Origin of the sequence: Massilia polaris (assembly GCF_012927275.1) — a bacterium.
Lineage (GTDB): Bacteria > Pseudomonadota > Gammaproteobacteria > Burkholderiales > Burkholderiaceae_D > Telluria_A > Telluria_A polaris.
The window spans coordinates 80,482-97,546 of the sequence record NZ_JABBGG010000010.1; the positions used below are offsets into that span (position 1 = coordinate 80,482).

Annotated in this window: 17 protein-coding genes; 10 read left to right on the top strand and 7 right to left on the bottom strand. The window is 65.8% G+C overall.

Going from position 1 to position 17,065, the window contains the following annotated elements:
• Positions 1-23 precede the first annotated feature (23 nt).
• The 9 genes from HHL21_RS17035 to HHL21_RS17075 are packed head-to-tail and all read left to right on the top strand — an operon-like array spanning position 24 to position 8,539.
• Entirely contained in the window at positions 24-2,906 is a 2,883-nt protein-coding gene (locus HHL21_RS17035; protein WP_169468040.1) for a molybdopterin-dependent oxidoreductase, read from the top strand.
• Between the two features lie 31 nt (positions 2,907-2,937).
• Positions 2,938-3,609: a formate dehydrogenase FDH3 subunit beta gene (gene fdh3B, locus HHL21_RS17040; protein ID WP_206085844.1), complete on the top strand. Its 672-nt coding sequence runs from the start codon at positions 2,938-2,940 to the stop codon at positions 3,607-3,609.
• A complete protein-coding gene (locus HHL21_RS17045) occupies positions 3,606-3,824 on the top strand; it encodes a hypothetical protein (protein ID WP_169468041.1) in 219 nt (72 codons plus the stop codon). The genes fdh3B and HHL21_RS17045 overlap by 4 nt, the downstream gene beginning before the upstream one ends.
• A 13-nt stretch (positions 3,825-3,837) precedes the next feature.
• Entirely contained in the window at positions 3,838-4,935 is a 1,098-nt protein-coding gene (locus HHL21_RS17050; RefSeq protein ID WP_169468043.1) for a formate dehydrogenase subunit gamma, read from the top strand.
• Between the two features lie 18 nt (positions 4,936-4,953).
• On the top strand, positions 4,954-5,436 hold the full coding sequence (locus tag HHL21_RS17055) for a hypothetical protein (protein WP_206085846.1): 483 nt from the start codon (positions 4,954-4,956) through the stop codon (positions 5,434-5,436).
• Between the two features lie 4 nt (positions 5,437-5,440).
• Positions 5,441-5,866, top strand: coding sequence for a hypothetical protein (locus tag HHL21_RS17060; RefSeq protein ID WP_169468045.1), 426 nt, complete (start codon positions 5,441-5,443; stop codon positions 5,864-5,866).
• Between the two features lie 9 nt (positions 5,867-5,875).
• Positions 5,876-6,340 carry a DUF3305 domain-containing protein gene (locus HHL21_RS17065; protein WP_169468047.1) on the top strand — a complete coding sequence of 155 codons (465 nt, stop codon included), beginning with the start codon at positions 5,876-5,878 and terminating at the stop codon, positions 6,338-6,340.
• Positions 6,330-6,860 carry a DUF3306 domain-containing protein gene (locus HHL21_RS17070; RefSeq protein ID WP_169468049.1) on the top strand — a complete coding sequence of 177 codons (531 nt, stop codon included), beginning with the start codon at positions 6,330-6,332 and terminating at the stop codon, positions 6,858-6,860. The genes HHL21_RS17065 and HHL21_RS17070 overlap by 11 nt, the downstream gene beginning before the upstream one ends.
• The gene (locus tag HHL21_RS17075) at positions 6,857-8,539 is read left to right on the top strand and encodes a 4Fe-4S binding protein (protein ID WP_169468051.1); all 1,683 of its coding nucleotides are present in this window, start codon (positions 6,857-6,859) and stop codon (positions 8,537-8,539) included. The genes HHL21_RS17070 and HHL21_RS17075 overlap by 4 nt, the downstream gene beginning before the upstream one ends.
• Before the next feature lie 89 nt (positions 8,540-8,628).
• Here HHL21_RS17075 and HHL21_RS17080 read toward each other — a convergent pair whose 3' ends face one another.
• The 6 genes from HHL21_RS17080 to HHL21_RS22275 form a co-directional block, all read right to left on the bottom strand.
• The gene (locus tag HHL21_RS17080; protein WP_169468053.1) at positions 8,629-8,910 is read right to left on the bottom strand and encodes a hypothetical protein; all 282 of its coding nucleotides are present in this window, start codon (positions 8,908-8,910) and stop codon (positions 8,629-8,631) included.
• 106 nt (positions 8,911-9,016) lie between these two features.
• The gene (locus HHL21_RS17085) at positions 9,017-9,367 is read right to left on the bottom strand and encodes a hypothetical protein (RefSeq protein WP_169468055.1); all 351 of its coding nucleotides are present in this window, start codon (positions 9,365-9,367) and stop codon (positions 9,017-9,019) included.
• A 405-nt stretch (positions 9,368-9,772) separates the two neighbouring features.
• Positions 9,773-11,449 carry a PAS domain-containing sensor histidine kinase gene (locus HHL21_RS17090; RefSeq protein ID WP_169468057.1) on the bottom strand — a complete coding sequence of 559 codons (1,677 nt, stop codon included), beginning with the start codon at positions 11,447-11,449 and terminating at the stop codon, positions 9,773-9,775.
• On the bottom strand, positions 11,449-12,726 hold the full coding sequence (locus HHL21_RS17095) for an HD-GYP domain-containing protein (protein WP_169468059.1): 1,278 nt from the start codon (positions 12,724-12,726) through the stop codon (positions 11,449-11,451). The genes HHL21_RS17090 and HHL21_RS17095 overlap by 1 nt, the downstream gene beginning before the upstream one ends.
• A gap of 122 nt (positions 12,727-12,848) precedes the next feature.
• Positions 12,849-12,971, bottom strand: a complete 123-nt coding sequence (locus tag HHL21_RS21960; protein ID WP_267874100.1) for a hypothetical protein — start codon at positions 12,969-12,971, stop codon at positions 12,849-12,851.
• Positions 12,968-13,153, bottom strand: a complete 186-nt coding sequence (locus HHL21_RS22275; RefSeq protein WP_229496528.1) for a hypothetical protein — start codon at positions 13,151-13,153, stop codon at positions 12,968-12,970. Before HHL21_RS22275 ends, HHL21_RS21960 begins: the two co-directional genes overlap by 4 nt.
• A 67-nt stretch (positions 13,154-13,220) precedes the next feature.
• Here HHL21_RS22275 and HHL21_RS17105 point away from each other — a divergent pair, with 67 nt between their 5' ends.
• The gene (locus HHL21_RS17105; protein WP_169468061.1) at positions 13,221-15,278 is read left to right on the top strand and encodes a S9 family peptidase; all 2,058 of its coding nucleotides are present in this window, start codon (positions 13,221-13,223) and stop codon (positions 15,276-15,278) included.
• Positions 15,279-15,345: 67 nt separating this feature from the next.
• Here the strand turns inward: HHL21_RS17105 and HHL21_RS17110 are convergent, their stop codons facing one another.
• Complete coding sequence (locus HHL21_RS17110; RefSeq protein WP_229496530.1) at positions 15,346-16,977, bottom strand: methyl-accepting chemotaxis protein; 1,632 nt, start codon at positions 16,975-16,977, stop codon at positions 15,346-15,348.
• Positions 16,978-17,065: the final 88 nt, after the last annotated feature.

The following is a 17,065-nucleotide window of genomic DNA, read 5'->3' on the forward strand; positions in this document are numbered from 1 at the left end:
GGCACGCACAGGAGCGATACGCCATGACGCTGGTGAAGACTGACAACACTGCTGGCAGCGGCGCGTCCACGGCAAGCGCCGCGCTGCCCCAGGGGATGACCCGTTCGGCGGGGGCCGTGCTGCGGCGCCGTTCCTTCCTGGTCGGCGCCGGGGTGACGGCGGGCGCGGCGGCGCTGGCGCGCAAGCTGCCGCTCAACGTCATCCAGCCGGCCCAGGCTGCCGACACTGCCGCGGCGCCGGCTGCGCCCGAAATCAAGCACACCGTGTGCACCCACTGCTCGGTCGGCTGCTCGGTCGAGGCGGTGGTCAGCAACGGCGTCTGGATCCGCCAGGAGCCGGCCTTCGATTCGCCCTTCAACATGGGCGCGCACTGCGCCAAGGGCGCCTCGGTGCGCGAGCACGGCCACGGCGAACACCGCCTGCGCTACCCGATGAAGCTGGTCGGCGGCAGATACCAGCGCATCTCCTGGGACCAGGCCATCAATGAAATCGGCGACAAGCTGCTGTCGCTGCGCCAGCAGGCCGGCCCGGATTCGATCATGATCATCGGCGGCAGCAAGCACAACAACGAGCAGGCCTACATGATGCGCAAGTTCGCCTCGATGTGGGGCTCGAACAACTGCGACCACCAGGCCCGCATCTGCCACTCGACCACGGTGGCCGGCGTCGCCCAGACCTTCGGCTATGGGGCGATGACGAACTCGTTCAACGACCTGCATTACAGCAAGGCCGTGCTGTTCATCGGTTCCAATCCTGCCGAGGCGCATCCGATCTCGATGCTGCACTTCCTGCACGCCAAGGAACTGGGCGCGAAGATGATCGTGATCGACCCGCGCTTCACGCGCACTGCGCGCTTTGCCGATCATTACGTGCGCGTGCGCCCGGGCACCGACATCCCGCTGGTGTGGGGCATGCTGTGGCACATCTTCCAGAACGGCTGGGAGGACAAGGCCTTCATCGAGCAGCGCACCTACGGCATGGACGAGGTACGCAAGGAAGTCGCCAAATGGACGCCCGATAAAGTGTCGGACGTCACCGGCGTGCCGGAGTCGGCGGTGTTCCTGGCGGCCGAAATGCTGGCCAAGCACCGTCCATCGTCGGTGGTCTGGTGCATGGGCATCACCCAGCACCACGTCGGCACCGCCAATGTGCGCGCGCTGTCGATCCTGCAGCTGGCCCTTGGCAACATCGGCGTGGCTGGGGGCGGCGCCAACATTTACCGCGGCCATGACAACGTGCAGGGCGCCACCGACGTCGGACCGAATCCCGATTCGCTGCCCGGCTACTACGGCCTGGCCGAAGGCGCATGGAAGCATTTCGCCAACGCCTGGGGCGTCGACTACAACTGGCTGCTGTCGCGCTACGGCTCCAAGGAACTGATGGAGAAGCCCGGCATGACGGTCTCGCGCTGGTTCGACGGCGTGCTCGAACGGAACGACTACGTCGACCAGCCGACCAACCTGAAAGCGGTGCTGTACTGGGGCCACGCGCCCAACAGCCAGACCCGCCTGCCGGACATGAAGGAGGCGATGCAGAAGCTCGACCTGCTGGTCGTCATCGATCCTTACCCGACCGCCACCGCCGCCATGCACGGCCGCCAGGACGGCGTTTACCTGCTGCCGGCCACCACGCAATTCGAAACCTCGGGCTCGGTGACTGCGTCGAACCGCAGCCTGCAGTGGCGCGAGCGGGTCATCCAGCCGCTGTTCGAATGCAAGACCGACCAGGAGATCATGTACCTGTTCGCCAAAAAATTCGGCTTCGCGAACGAGTTCTGCAAGAACATCAAGGTGGTGCACAACGAGCCGCTCATCGAGGACATCCTGCGCGAGATCAACCGCTCGTGCTGGACCATCGGCTACACCGGCTGTTCGCCGGAGCGCCTCAAGCTGCACATGTTGAACAAGCACACCTTCGACCCGACCACCCTGCGCGCCGAGTCCGGTCCCTGCAAGGGCGACTACTACGGCTTGCCGTGGCCGTGCTGGGGGACGCCGGAAATGAAGCATCCGGGCACGCCTATCTTGTATGACGAGTCGAAGACAGTGGCCGAAGGGGGACTGCCGTTCCGCGCCAACTGGGGCGTCGAGCACGACGGCAAGACCCTGCTCGCGTCGGACGGTTCGACCACCAAGGACAGCGAACTGGACACCGGCTATCCGGAATTCGACCACGTGTTCCTCAAAAAGCTGGGCTGGTGGAGCGAGCTGACGGCGGCCGAACAGGCGCTGGCCGAAGGCAAGAACTGGAAGACCGATGCGTCGGGCGGCATCATCCGGGTCGCCATCGCGCACGGCTGCGCGCCGTTCGGCAATGCGCGGGCCCGCTGCCATGTGTGGAACTTCCCCGACCCGGTACCGGTGCACCGCGAACCGCTGATGTCGCCGCGGCGCGACCTGGTCGCCCAATATCCGACCTACGAGGACAAGGCCAACTTCTGGCGCCTGCCGACGCTGTACAAGTCGGTGCAGGCGGTCGACTTCGCCAAGGATTACCCGCTGATCATGACCTCCGGCCGGCTGGTCGAATACGAAGGCGGCGGCGACGAGACGCGCTCCAACCCGTGGCTGGCCGAACTGCAGCAGGACATGTTCATCGAGGTCAACCCGCATGACGCGACCCAGGTCGGCGCCCAGACCGGGCGCTACCTGTGGGTCGAAACACCGAGCGGCGCGCGCCTGAAAATCATGGCGCTGGTGACGCCGCGCGTACCGGCCGGGATCGTCTGGATGCCATTCCACTTCGCCGGATGGTGGATGGGCGATGACCTGCTTGAAAAGTATCCCGAAGGGGCAGCGCCGATCGCGCGCGGCGAGTCGGTCAACACCGGCTGGACCTACGGCTACGACGCGGTGACGATGATGCAGGAAACCAAGGTGTCCTTATGCAGGCTGGCGGCCGCCTGACGGCTGCGCGCGCGATTAACAGGAGACAAAGATGGCAGCAAGGATGAAGTTCATTTGCGACACCGAGCGCTGCATTGACTGCAACGGCTGCGTCACGGCGTGCAAGAGCGAGCATGAGACGCCGTGGGGCGTCAACCGCCGGCGCGTGGTCACCATCAACGACGGCGTGCCGGGCGAGCGCTCGATCTCGGTCGCCTGCATGCACTGCACCGACGCGCCCTGCCTGGCGGTGTGCCCGACCAACTGCATCTACCATACCGAAGACGGCATCGTCCTGCACAGCAAGGACCAGTGCATCGGCTGCGGCTACTGCTACTACGCCTGTCCGTTCGGCGCGCCGCAGTTCCCGGAAACCGGCATGTTCAACCACCGCGGCAAGATGGACAAGTGCACCTTCTGCGCCGGCGGCCCGGAGGCCGACACGTCCGAGGCGGAATTCAAGAAGTACGGCCGCAACCGGATCGCCGAAGGCAAGCTGCCGGCCTGCGCCGAACAGTGCGCCACCAAGGCCCTGCTGGCCGGCGACGCCGACGTGATCGCCGACATCTACCGGCAGCGCGTGGAAATCCGCGGCTACGGCCCGGAACTGTGGGGCTGGAAAATCGCCTATGGGAAAAAGACGCGTACCAAAGCGACCGAACTCCGGCGCGAAAACCAGGACACCGGCGACGCCCAGAACAACCCGCGCAGGTTCCCGACATGAGGCCCGCACGCCGCATCGCGGCGGCCGCGCTGTGCGCCTTGCTGGGCGGCTGCCTCGAAGTCGACCAGTACCCGGTATGGATCAAGGGCGACATCGCCGGCAAGCCGGACAACCTGCCGTACCAGGCCAGGTTCCACAACGACAAGCTGGCATGGGCCGCAGCGATCCAGGACCGCACCTTGAAGCAGAACGAGTACCTCCGCGCCAAGCCATGAGGAAGGATACACAATGACTCCGATCGACCTCCTGCGCCGGCTGCCGTTGGCGGCCTTGCTGGCGCTGCTGTGCGCGCTGTTGCTGCTGCTGCCTTCCGCCGGCCGCGCCGAAGTGCCGAACAAGGATGCGCAGCCGGCCTACGCCGAAGAACAGACCATCCTGCAGGCCGAGCACGACGCGGTCGCGCGCAGTCCAGGATGGGGTTCGGCGGCCTCGGGCAAGGTGCATGTCGACCGCCACTTCCTCGGCGAGTATGGCGCCAGCGAACACAACGTGATCCTCCAGCGTGGCGGCAATACCTGGCGCGTGCTGCGCAACGGGCCCATGGCCACGCTCAGCGGCACCGTGCTGCTGGTGGTGCCGCTGCTGCTGTTCGGCTTCTACCTGATGGCTGGTCCGGCCCGGGTCGAGCACCGCGAATCGGGCCGGCGCATCGTCCGCTTCACCGCGTGGGAACGGCTGGTGCACTGGGCCACCGCAATCAGCTTCCTGCTGCTCGCCATCACGGGCCTGCTGATCATGTTCGGCAAGCTGCTGATCCCGCTGATCGGCCACGCCGCGTTCTCGTGGCTGGCGATCATTTCCAAATACGTCCACAACGTCATCGGACCGCTGTTCATCGTGTGTTCGGTGATCATGTTCTTCACCTTCCTGCACCGTAATTTTTTCCGCCGCTGGGACTGGAACTGGATCAGGCAGGGCGGCGGACTGGTCAGCCATAAGCACATCCCCGCCGATTACTTCAATGCCGGTGAAAAGTTGTGGTTCTGGGGCGGCGTCGTCCTGCTGGGCCTGCTGATGTCGGTCACCGGGCTGGTGCTCGACTTCGTGACCGTCGGCCAGACCCGCTATGTGCTGCAGGTCGCGAACATCCTGCACATCGTCGGCGCCACACTGTACATCGCCGCCTCGCTCGGCCATATCTACATCGGCACGCTTGGCACGCCGGGCGCCTACGAGGGCATGCGGCACGGCACGGTCGACGAGGAGTGGGCGCGCACCCACCATGAGATCTGGTACCAGAAGGTCATCGATGGGACGCCTGGCGCGGCGCCGCCGGATTCCGGCCCCTATGTTCCGGATCCGGCCAGCCCCGGCCGGGCGCACTGAGAGCGTGGAGAACCGCACATGAAACCAACCCTCTACATCGCCGCCGCGCTGACAGCGCTGGCGACGCTCGCCGCATGCGGCGAGCGCGACCTTGCCCACACCAGCGCCAAGACCGGCGTGCGCCAGACCTCGTTCCCCGGACAGATTACCGCCGGCGGCGGCAGCAGCGGTGCGGTAATGGCAAGCACTGCACGGCCGGAAACCGACGCCACCTACGCGGGCGGCACGCCGGGCCATGCCGGCGGCGCCGGCGGCACCACCGGCGGCGCGGCCACGGCAGGCACGGTGGCCGAGGCCGGGCAGGGACCATCCTCCGGAACCACACCGGTGACCGGCGCGGGACCGGGCGTCACGCCGCCGACCGCCACTGCCACGCCGGCCGGTACCACGCCTGCCGCAGGCGCTTCGCCGCGCGGCGGCACGGCGCCCACCAGCGGCGAGATCCCGACGGCCGGCAGTCCGCCGCCGCCATCCGGCCAGCCCAACCCTGAACGGCGGTGACACCATGGCCCTGCTAAAGAAGACAACGATCTTGCTGTTGCTGGCCATTCCGGCGCTGGCGCTGGGCAAGCTGCCGCCGCCCACGCAGGCGCAGGCGCAGGTAGCCGCCGACAAGAAGGCTCAGGCCGCAGCCCAGGCCGACAAGGACAAGCAGGCGCTGCTCGCGACGATGGACGCGCTCACGGCGCGCTGGCGCAGCCGCGCCGCCACCGAGGGCTGGCAAGCGAATGCGCCGGTGGCAGTTGCCGCGCCGATGCCGGCGCTGGTGCAGCCCAACACCCAGAGCAGCGCGTCGGGACAACCGGGCGGCGTGATGGGGGCGGTCGCGAAAGCTGCGCCAATCACCAGCGAGAAAAACGGTACCGCCGCACCCAGCGCGGACGTGAAGAAGGCGCCCTCGCCGCCGCCGTCGACACCGCAGAAAAGGTAAAGGAACAGCATGCGCATGGCCAGCCTGCCGATCGCAGTCATCATGCAGCGGCGCTCGTTGAATCACCGCTGGGCCACCGAAGCATGGTCCGCCATCGGCGTCGTGGCCGACGGCGGCTTGCCGCCGTACCGGCTGCTGAGCCAGGACGAGGGCCGCGAAACCTACCTGGTCAGCGGCCTGACGCTCGACCTGTACCCCGACGAAAACGACGGCTACTTCGAAAACTGCGTCGCCCCGGAAGCGAAGGTGTTTATCAAGTGGCGCATGGACCAAGGCCGCGCGATGCCGGTGCAGGCCTCGGTCAGCTACGCCGACGGCGCCCGCATGTTCGATTCGGGCGAGAGCGCAGACGGCGTCGCCATGCCGGCCGAGATCCATGCCTGGCTGGCCGAATACCTGCGCACCCATTACGAGCCGCCAGTACGGCGCGGCAAGGAATACAAACAACGCAAGCAGGGCGAGCATGCCGACTGAGGGTTTTTTCCATCGCTGGTCACGCCTGAAAACCGAGCCCGCGCCTCCTGCGCCGGTTCCGGACGAGCTCGCAGTCAGTCCGGCGCCTCCCCCCGCTGCACCGGCCGGCCAGGACGGGCAGGTAGAAGGCGCACCTTTACGCCAGCCGAGCCTGGAAGATGTTGCACAGCTGCGCGCCGACTCCGATTACTCCGCCTTCGTCGCGCGCGGCGTCGACAAGTCGGTGCAGCGCAGCGCCCTGAAGAAATTGTTCGCCGACCCCCACTTCAACATGGGCGATGGCCTCGACCTATACATGGGCGACTACAACAAGCCCGATCCGATTCCCGCCGCGATGATGAGCGCGCTGCGCCATACCCAGAGCTTCTTCGCCCAGGCCTATCCCGACAAGGAGACCGGGATTGAAGACGCCACTGCGGTCCACGATGAACCTCCAATTCACGATAACTTAACTAATCCGGAACCACAGATGGCTGACACCACAGGCGCCGCCAGCGCCGCCAGCGAGGATGACACATGAACGACAGGCCAGGAATCGATTGGGTACAGGAACACCGCAACGCCGCCGCGCGCGCGGCAGCGCTGGCGGTCGCGCCGCCGCCGCCGTCCGACAGCCTGCAAACGGTCGCCTATACGTCGGCAGGAAAGACGCTGATTATCGGCAGCGCCGAGATCGCCCTCAAGTGCGCAGACCAGCTGTGCGGCGTGCTTCCCGTGACGGTACTGCTCACAAGTCCCGGCGGCGTCGCCGCGCAGCCAGCGCCGCGCAGTTATTCGGCACTGCATTGCAGCGAGATCCAGGTCAGCGGCTGGTTGGGCGCATTCGACGCGCGCTGGCGCGACGCCGGCCGCGGCGTGCTGCGGCGCGAGGGCCGCTTCGACCTGGTGCTCGACCTGTCGGCCATCCCGCTGATCCCTGCCCACCAGAAACCGCACGGCTACTTCGCGCCTGGCAGTAGCGAACCGGACATCGCAACAGCGATCGGGGAGCTGGCCCAGATGATCGGCGAATTCGAAAAGCCGAAATACTTCCGCTACAAGGACAGGCTGTGCGCGCACAGCCGGAACGGCCAGACCGGCTGCACCGCCTGCATCGACATCTGCTCGGCCAGGGCCATCGCCAGCGCCGGCGACCTGGTCCGGGTCAACCCCTACCTGTGCGCCGGCTGCGGCGCCTGCACGACGGCGTGCCCGACCGGCGCGCTGGCATATGCGTATCCGGGCGCGCCCTACACCGGCGACCGCCTGCGTGCCGTGCTCGCCAGTTACAAGGGCGAAGGCGGCCTCGATCCGGTGATCCTGTTCCACGGCGCCGGCCACGGCACCGGCCTGGTGTCCGCGCTCGACGCCAACAGCGAAGGCCAGCCATACGGCATGCCGGCGCGGGTCATCCCGATGGAGCTGCACCACATGGCCTCGACTGGCATCGACGTCTGGCTGACCGCGGTGGCATACGGCGCCAGCGGCATCTCGGTCCTCGTCACCGAATCGGAAGCGCCGCAGTACGCCGAGGCGCTGGAAGACCAGATGGGCATGGCGCAGGAAATCCTGTCCGGCCTCGGTTACGCGGGCGTGCATTTCCAGCTGGTGCGGGCGGCGACGCCTGGCGGGCTGGGCGAGGCGCTGGCCAACGCACCGGCCGGCATCGCGCCGCAGCAGAGCGCCACCTTCCACGTGGCCCAGGAAAAGCGCAACGCGCTCGACATGGCGCTCGACCATTTGTTCCGCCACGCCACGCTCCAGCCGGAGTACGTGCCGCTGCCGCCCCGTTCGCCGTTCGGCGCGATTGCTGTCGACAAGGGCCGCTGCACCTTGTGCATGTCCTGCGTCGGCGCCTGTCCTTCGTCGGCCTTGATGGACAGCGACACGGCGCCGCAGTTGCGCTTCGTGGAAAAGAATTGTGTGCAGTGCGGGCTGTGCGCCAACACCTGTCCGGAAGACGCGATCTCGCTGCTGCCGCGCATGTCGTTTGCCGACACCCGGAACAAAACGGTGCTGCTGAACGAAACCGAGCCGTTCTGCTGCATCCGCTGCAACAAGCCGTTCGGCACCTTGCTGATGATCCAGAGCATGCTGGGAAAACTGTCGCAGCACAGCGCCTTCCAGGGCAACCTCGACCGCATCCGCATGTGCGGCGACTGCCGCGTGATCGACATGATGCAGTCAAATTCGCCCGAGGGCGGAGGGAGCCACCGCTAGCGTGGCTTTGAAGTTGGACAACGCCTACGTGACGAAGAGTTGCCCAAGCGGCCGCCCTCCGGGCGGAGCGACCGCCCTTCTGTGGAAGCCTAAACGGCCTGGGCGTGTTGGCTGACGTCGAGGCCATTGGCCAGCCGGTACGTTTGAGCAGAACCTTCACCGCATCGGCGTGCGACCGATAACCCCAGGCGGGCGTACTCGCCGCTGTGATAAAACGCGCGGCCGAATTCCTGCTTCTCCTTGTCGGTCAGCTCGTTCCAAATGGCACCCGCCAATGCACGGCAAGTGCGGGTGTGGAGAATGCTAATCTTCAAAATCCCGCAAGCGATGGCGGGGATTACGCCTTTCAGGCGGGGCGAATCCAGGGTCATATCAGCTCCTTGTCGTAGTGGTGCATGGTGGGATTGGGATGCATGTGCGGCGAAACGGGAGGCCGCCGGCCCCCCATCGTCGTGGCAACAGTGTGGCCGGTGGCACTTAGGCGAGCGGTTGGGGTGTGCGCTTGGGGCCACCAGCCTGCTGCCACATGTCATAGCGATAGCTGGCTGCGGAGAAGCTGATGCCCATCAATGCGCCGACTGCATACCGCGACTTGCCGGCATCGAACAGGCGGTAGCACACCTCTGCACCTCGATCGCTGAGTTTCTTGTCCGAGAGCTTGTTTCGCGGATCCTTCGGGTCGATGCCCGCCAGCTTGTCCTCGGGCTCTGGGTCCGCGACCAGCGCCATCAGTACCCTGATGGAAGCGAGCATGTTTTCCATCTTGATCTCGAGTGCGGCCACCTGTTGCAATACGCTGCGTCGGAATCCTTCGTTATTGGTAGTCATAGAGTTTTTTTCTATTTATAGTTAGACGAGACAAACGATACGCCCGCATGCCGAAGACGTCAAGTCTCTCTTGATACCAACACACATAGGCGCTGATTGCGCATCTCTGGTTCGTGGCTCCTAGGCTCGATCAAGTCCTCCAAGCTCGCCGGTGGACCTCGGCGATCAGGAAGGAACATCGCACTGTCGCTGGCGTGACATCAGGCAGCGCCACGCCGGGTGGGGCGAGCCTCTTGGTTTTGCAAAGAACCAGGGGTTAATTGGCAATAGGATTTGGCCGGCCGACATCCGACGTTGGTAAGCACCGCAACATTCCCGTAACGGACCCGCTCGTTATCAGTTCCCACAAGCGCTTGTTCCCGGGCCTGCTCCGGCTGCACTAACGCGTGGCCTGACATCGCCCGTTCATGCGTTGTCGCCCTCGTCGAATACCGCCTTGCGCGGCAGCACGAGCTTGAACACGGTGCCGGTCCCGACTTCGCTGCGCACGTCGAACTGGCCGCCGTGCTTCTTGACGATGCCGTACGACAGCGACAGTCCGAGGCCGGTGCCCTTGCCGACCGGCTTGGTGGTGAAGAAGGGTTCGAAGATGCGCCCCAAATGTTCCTCGCGGATGCCCTTGCCGGTGTCCTCGACCTCGACCCACACAGAGTCGTCGTTGAAGCCGGTGCGCAAGGTGATCTTCCCGCGTTCCTCGATGGCGTGGGCCGCGTTGACGATCAGGTTCATGAACACCTGGTTCAGCTGCGACGGGAAACAGTCGATCGCCGGGATGCCCGCGTATTCCTTGATGACCTCGGTCTTGTACTTCAGTTCGTTCCACACCACATTCAGCGTGCTGTCGAGCCCCATTTCGAGGTTGGCCTGCTGGTGGCCGCCGCTGTCGACGTGCGAAAAATCCTTCAGGTCGCGCACGATGCGCTTGACCCGTTCCAGCCCGTCGAGCGACTCGGCCAGCAGGCTGCCGACGTCTTCGCGCAGGTAGCCGGCGTCGATGTCCTGTTTGAGCTGGCCCAGTTCCGCGCGCTCCGCCGGGCTCAGGCCCGGTTCGCGCTGCTCGTAGGCGTCGATCAGGCGCAGCATGTCGGTGGTGTAGCGCTGCAAGGTGCCGAGGTTGGAATTGACGAAACCGATCGGGTTATTGATCTCGTGCGCGACGCCGGCCGCCAGCACGCCGATCGACGCCATTTTCTCCGACTGCAACAGCTGGCTCTGGGCTTCGCCCAGCTTGCGGATCAGCTCCGCCTGCAGCGACTTTTCCGTCTCCAGCGTGGCGTTGGCCTGACGCAGCGCGGCGGTGCGTTCCTGCACGCGCTGTTCGAGCTGGTCGCGCGATTCGCGCAGCGCCTCGGCGGCCAGCTGGCGCTCGGTGATGTCGGTATAGCCGAATACCCGGCCGATGATGCGCTCGCCCAGGTATTGCGGGCGCGAGCGGCACTCGAAGACGCGGCCGTCGCGCAGCCGGAACACATCCTCGGCTTCGTTGCGGTCCACGACCTCGTTCAGGCGCTTGCGGCACAGCTCGCCGTCGACCACCTGGCTGCACAGGTAGCCGAGGATTGCATCGTCATTGCGCGCCAGCAGCAGGGACTCGGGAATCGCCCACATCTTGCTGAACAGCCGGTTCATGCTGGCGATCTTGCCATGCCAGTCCAGCACCAGGATGCCGTTGCCGGTCGACTCCAAGGTCGCGCGCAGCTGCGACAGCGTATGTTCGAGCGCATCCTCGACCTTGCGCTCGTGGCGGATGTCGCGCGCCTGCACCAGTATCAGCGCGGCGCCGCCGTGATCGACCACGCGCACCTGCTTGGTGACGGTCAGCTGCGAGGCGTCGGCGCACTGGTACTCGCCCTCCTGCGCATCGATCTCCAGGTACTGGCCGTTGCGCACGTCTTCCCAGTAAAACACGTCCTGCAGCGAACTCTCGATATCGGTGATGGCCATCGACAGCAGCTGCTCATTGCTGTAACCGAGCGCTTGGGCGGCGGTGCGGTTGGCCAGCACGATGCGCAGTTCGGCCGGCTCGACCAGCAGCATCATGTTCGGGCTATGGTCCAGCATCAATTGCTGCAGGTTGCTCATCAGGCAGGCGCTCCTGCGCCGGCGTCGAAGTAGTAGCTGACCCGCTTGCGCGGGCTCAGGTACATGTAGATCTCGCGCGGCACTTGCGCCGGCCGGATCGACTTGACGATGTTCAGGTCGGGCTCGCGGTCCATGTCGACCAGGATCGCCTCTTCGCGCGGCACGCCCTCGTCGTAGATCACCAGCACCGGCTTCATCGGCCGCGTGGTGTTGACCGTCGCGACCATGCCGATCACGCCGTTCGACAGCTGGACGATGGTCCCGGGCGGATACACGCCGAGGCAGCGGATGAACACTTGCAGCAGCTTGGGATCGAACTTGCTGCGCAGCTTGGTGAACATCATCGACAGCGCCTCGTGCGGCGTCAGCGCCGCCGCCACGTTCAAGGGATTGCACAGCTCGTCGTAGCAGTTGGCGATCGCGATAACCCGCGCCAGCACGCCGATGGCTTCGCCTTTCAGCTTGCGCGGGTAGCCGGTGCCGTCGAAGGCTTCATGGTGGTCGCGGATGACCGACACCACCGGCGCCGCGAAATGCAGGCGCTCGCCGATCTCGACGCCGTACTGGGTGTGCAGTTCGTAGAAGTTGCGCTCGGCCTGGGTCAGCGGGTCGAGCTTGTTCAGGATCTTGTCCGGGATGTTCTTGTGGCCGACGTCGTGGAACAGCGCGCTCAGCGCCAGCGGCGCCGCCACTTCCTGCGGCAGCTTGATGTCGCGCGCGATGATCATCGACAGCATCGTCACGTTCATCGAGTGGTAGTAGACCTCCTCGCCGCCCATCTTGTCGCCCATCACGTGGATCGCCATTTCCGGCGCCACCAGGATCGAATCGACGATCTGGCCGATCAGCGCGGTGGCCTTGCGCATGCTCTCTTGCGGCTGCGGGAACAGGTTTTTTTCGATGTCGCGGATCGCGCGCGCCGTGTTCAGGAAGGCGTCCTCGATGCGTGCGGCGGCCGCGCGCTGGTCCTTGATGCGCTCCATCAGCGCCAGCTTGGCCTGCAGTGCGGGCGACAGCGGCGCAGCTTCAACCGGCGCGGCCGGCGGCGCCTCATTGCGGGCAGGCTGGGCGGCGGCGGGCGGGCGCGGCGCCACGTCCGACAGCGCGGGGTCGTAACGCACCCTGGCCAGGCCGAGGCCCTGGATGGTGCGGATCTGTTCTTCGTTCTTGATCTTGAAGTGGCTGAAAGCGAACGGATGTTCAAACCACTTCAGGTCGAGGTGGATGTACAGGCCGACTTCAAGCCGGTCCACCGAAATTTCGAAATTGTCGAGCATCGTCAGCCATCCTTTTCGTGCTTCTAGGATACTCGGCCCTCGCGCCGAGGGCAACAGTGGCAGCGTGCGCCCTGTACCAGCCTAGCCTCAAGTGTATGATTGGTATTTCGATCAAGGCGCGTTTACGGGGGGGGGAAGATGTCGACCACGTCGCGGGCCACGACCTGCTCGGCCACGATGCCGGCGCCATGCTGCTGGCGGGCGATGCACGACCCGACCAGCCAGACCGTCACCGAAACCATCATCGTGATGGCCCACAAGCGGCCTGAAAGTCATCGCCGAAGGCGTCGAATCGGCCGACCAGCGCGACTGGCTGGCGTCCCAGCACTGCGATGACGTGCAAGGCTTCCTGTTCGGCCAGCCGGTCCTGCCGGACGAATTCGAGCTGCTGCTGGCCAGCCAGCCCTTCATGACGGGGCCGCCGCATCGGATACAATCCCCCTCCTGAATTGCCACACGATAAATCATTGGCCATAGCGCCAGGAGGGGATCGAATGAAGTTACGTTTACTGTTGTTGGGGACGGCTGTCGCGGCCGGCAGCGCGATCGCCGCGCCGCGCGGCCTTACCGTCGAAGACCTGGTCGCGATGGAGCGGGTCGGCAGCCCGGTGCTGTCGCCGGACGCCAGCCGCGCCGTGTACACCGTGCGCACCACCGAACTGGACAAGAACCGCGGCCATACCGAACTGTGGATGGTTGACCTGCGCGCCGCCAAGCCGGCGCCGCAACGCCTGACCAACCACGCCGCCAGCAGCAGCGACCCGCAATGGGCGCCGGACGGCGACGCGGTGTTCTTCCTGTCGGGCCGCTCCGGCTCGTCGCAGGTCTGGCGCCTGCCGCTGGCCGGCGGCGAGGCCGCGCGCGTCACCGACCTGCCGCTCGACATCGACAACTTCCGCCTGGCGCCGGCGGGCGACCGCATGGCGATGAGCCTGTCGGTATTCCGCGACTGCGCCGACCTCGCATGCACCAAGACGCGCCTCGAACAGGCCGGCAAGCAGAAGGCGTCGGGCCGCGTGTTCGACCGCATGTTCGTGCGCCATTGGGATACCTGGGCCGATGGCCGCAACTCGGTGCTGTACTCGGCGCCGGTCGAGCGCAGCGGCAAGGTCAGCGCCGCGCCGGTCAGCCTGACCGGCAGCCTGGACGGCGACGTGCCATCCAAGCCGTTCGGCGACCATGAGGAATACCGCTTCAGCCCGGATGGAAAGAGCATCGTGTTCTCGGTACGCATCGCCGGCAAGGACGAATCGTGGTCGACCAACTTCGACCTGTACAGCGTGCCAGCCGCCGGCGGCGCCGCGCCGCGCAACCTGACGGCGGAAAATCCGGCCTGGGATACCAAGGGCACGTTCTCGCCGGACGGCCGCACGCTGGCCTGGCTGGCGATGGCCAAGCCCGGCTTCGAGGCGGACCGCTACCAGGTCATGCTGATGGATGTTGCGACCGGCAAGAAGCGCAAGCTGGCCGAGAGCTGGGACCGTTCCGCGGGCGAGCTGCGCTGGACAGCGGACGGCAAGACCCTGGTGGTGGACGCCCAGGATGTCGGCCAGCACCGCCTGTTCGCCATCGACGTCGCCAGCGGCAAGGTCAGCGCGCTGACCGGCCCTGGTTCCGTAGGCGGCTTCGACGTGCGCGGCGACACGATCGCGTACAGCCTGTCGACGCTGGAGTCGGACGCGCAACTGTTCAAGGCCAAGCTGGGCGGCAAGCCTGTGCAGCTGACCTGGCAGAACCGCGAAGCGCTCGCCGATGTGCGTTTCGGCCAGTACGAGCAGTTCTCGTTCGCCGGCGCCAATGGCGCAACGGTGTACGGCCACGTGATGAAGCCATGGAATGCGGTGCCGGGCCAGAAATACCCAATCGCCTTCCTGGTGCACGGCGGCCCGCAGGGCAGTTTCGGCAACGGCTGGAGCTACCGCTGGAACCCGCAGGTGTACGCGGGCGCCGGCTACGCCACCGTGTTCATCGACTTCCACGGTTCGACCGGCTACGGCCAGGCGTTCACCGATTCGATCAGCAACGACTGGGGCGGCAAACCCTTGGTCGACCTGCAGAAGGGCCTCGAGGCGGCGGTCACGAAGTTCCCGTGGCTGGACCGCGAGCGCAGCTGCGCGCTGGGCGCATCCTACGGCGGCTACATGATGAACTGGATCCAGGGTAACTGGCCGGACGGCTTCCGCTGCATCGTCAACCACGACGGCGTGTTCGACAACCGCGGCATGGCGTACGCGACCGAGGAATTGTGGTTCACCGAATGGGAAAACGGCGGCACCTACTACGCCGTGCCGGACAACTACGAGCGCTTCAATCCGGTGCACCACGTCGCCAAGTGGAAGACGCCGATGCTGGTGATCCAGGGCGAAAAGGATTTCCGCATCCCGACCTCGCAGGCACTGGGCGCCTTTACCGCGCTGCAGCGCCGGGGTATCGACAGCAAGCTGCTGGTGTTCCCGGACGAGAATCACTGGGTCCTGAAACCGGCCAACTCGCTGATGTGGCACCACACGGTGATTGGCTGGCTCGACCAGTACCTGAAACCGAAGAACTAAGCACCAAATACAAAAACCCGCCTGAACTTGAACTGATCAGGCGGGTTTTTTTGTGCCTCGAAGCTTGTTAACGAACCAGGGCAGGGCGTGGCCGCGCGGGTGCTGCCAGCGGCCGGCCGGCTGGCGCGGCCGTCGCCGGTTCGAGATGGAACACGCGCACCGCCTGCAGCAGGCGGGCCGCCTGGTCCTGCATGCTTTCGGCGGCGGCCGCGGCCTGCTCGACCAGTGCCGCGTTCTGCTGGGTCGCCGCATCCATCTGGGCGATCGCCTGGTTCACCTGCGAAATGCCGGCGCTCTGCTCGCTGCTGGCGGCGGTGATTTCGCCCATGATGTCGGTCACCCGGCGCACGCTCGCCACCACTTCTTCCATCGTGTGACCGGCGTCCGACACCAGCTTGTTGCCCACTTCGACCTTGTCGACCGAATCGCCGATCAGCGCCTTGATTTCCTTCGCCGCCGACGCGCTGCGCTGGGCCAGGTTGCGCACTTCCGAGGCGACGACCGCGAAGCCGCGGCCCTGTTCGCCTGCACGGGCCGCTTCGACGGCGGCGTTCAGCGCGAGGATGTTGGTCTGGAACGCGATGCCGTCGATCACGCTGATGATGTCGACAATCTTCTTCGACGAGTCGTTGATCGACTGCATCGTGTCGACCACCTGCGCCACCACGACACCGCCGCGGCTGGCCACTTCCGACGCCGAGGCGGCCAGCTGGTTGGCCTGGCGCGCGTTGTCGGCGTTCTGCTTGACGGTACTGGTCAGCTCTTCCATCGAGGCGGCCGTTTCCTCCAGCGAGCTGGCCTGTTCCTCGGTGCGTGCGGACAGGTCGATATTGCCGGATGCGATTTCACCCGATGCGGTGGCGATGGTGTCGGTGCCGGCGCGCACCTCGCTGACGATCTTGGCCAGGTCGTCGCGCATCGCGCGGATCGCATGCAGCAGGCTGGAGCGGTCGTTCGGCGCCACCTCGATGTGCACGCCCAGGTCGCCCGCGGCGATGCGGCGCGCGATGCCTGCGGCGTAGGCCGGCTCGCCGCCAAGCTGTCCCAGCAGTGCGCGGCGGATCACCACGCCCAGCGCCAGCAGCACCGCCGCCATCGCCAGTGCGGCCAGCGAGAAGGTGATGATGCGGCCCTTGATGGTTGCGGCGACGGTGTCGGCGTACACGCCCGAGCCGATGATCCAGCCCCAGGGCGCAAAGCCTTGCACGTACGACACTTTCTGCACCGGCACATCGCTGCCCGGTTTCGGCCACTTGTAATCGACCCCGCCCGCGCCTTGCGCCTTGACGGTGTTGACGAATTCCACGAACAGCAGCTTGCCGTCGGGATCCTTGTTGGTCGACAGGTCCTTGCCGTCCAGCTCGGGCTTGATCGGGTGCATGACCATCACCGGCTGCATGTCGTTGACCCAGAAATATTCGTTGCCGCCATAACGCAGTCCGCGCAAGGTGGCGAGCGCTGCCTTGCGGGCGTCGGCGTCGCTCATCGCGCCGCTGGTGGACAGTGTGTGGAAGTGCACCAGCACGCCGTGTGCGGTCTGCACCGCCTGGCGCACGTTGCTCTTGCGTTCGTCGAGGATCAGGTTGCGTTCGGATACCAGGAAGAGCGAGGTCAGCAAGACAATGCCGACAAGGGAGCTGACGATCAGCACGGCGAGCTTCCTCGCCATGCTCATAGAGTGGAGAAACTGGATGTTCATGACGCGATCCTTCGACGATGGCAAGCGGGTGTTGCGGCCGCCCGATGCGGGCTAACAATGGGGAAACAGGAGGGCGGGAGCGCATGCC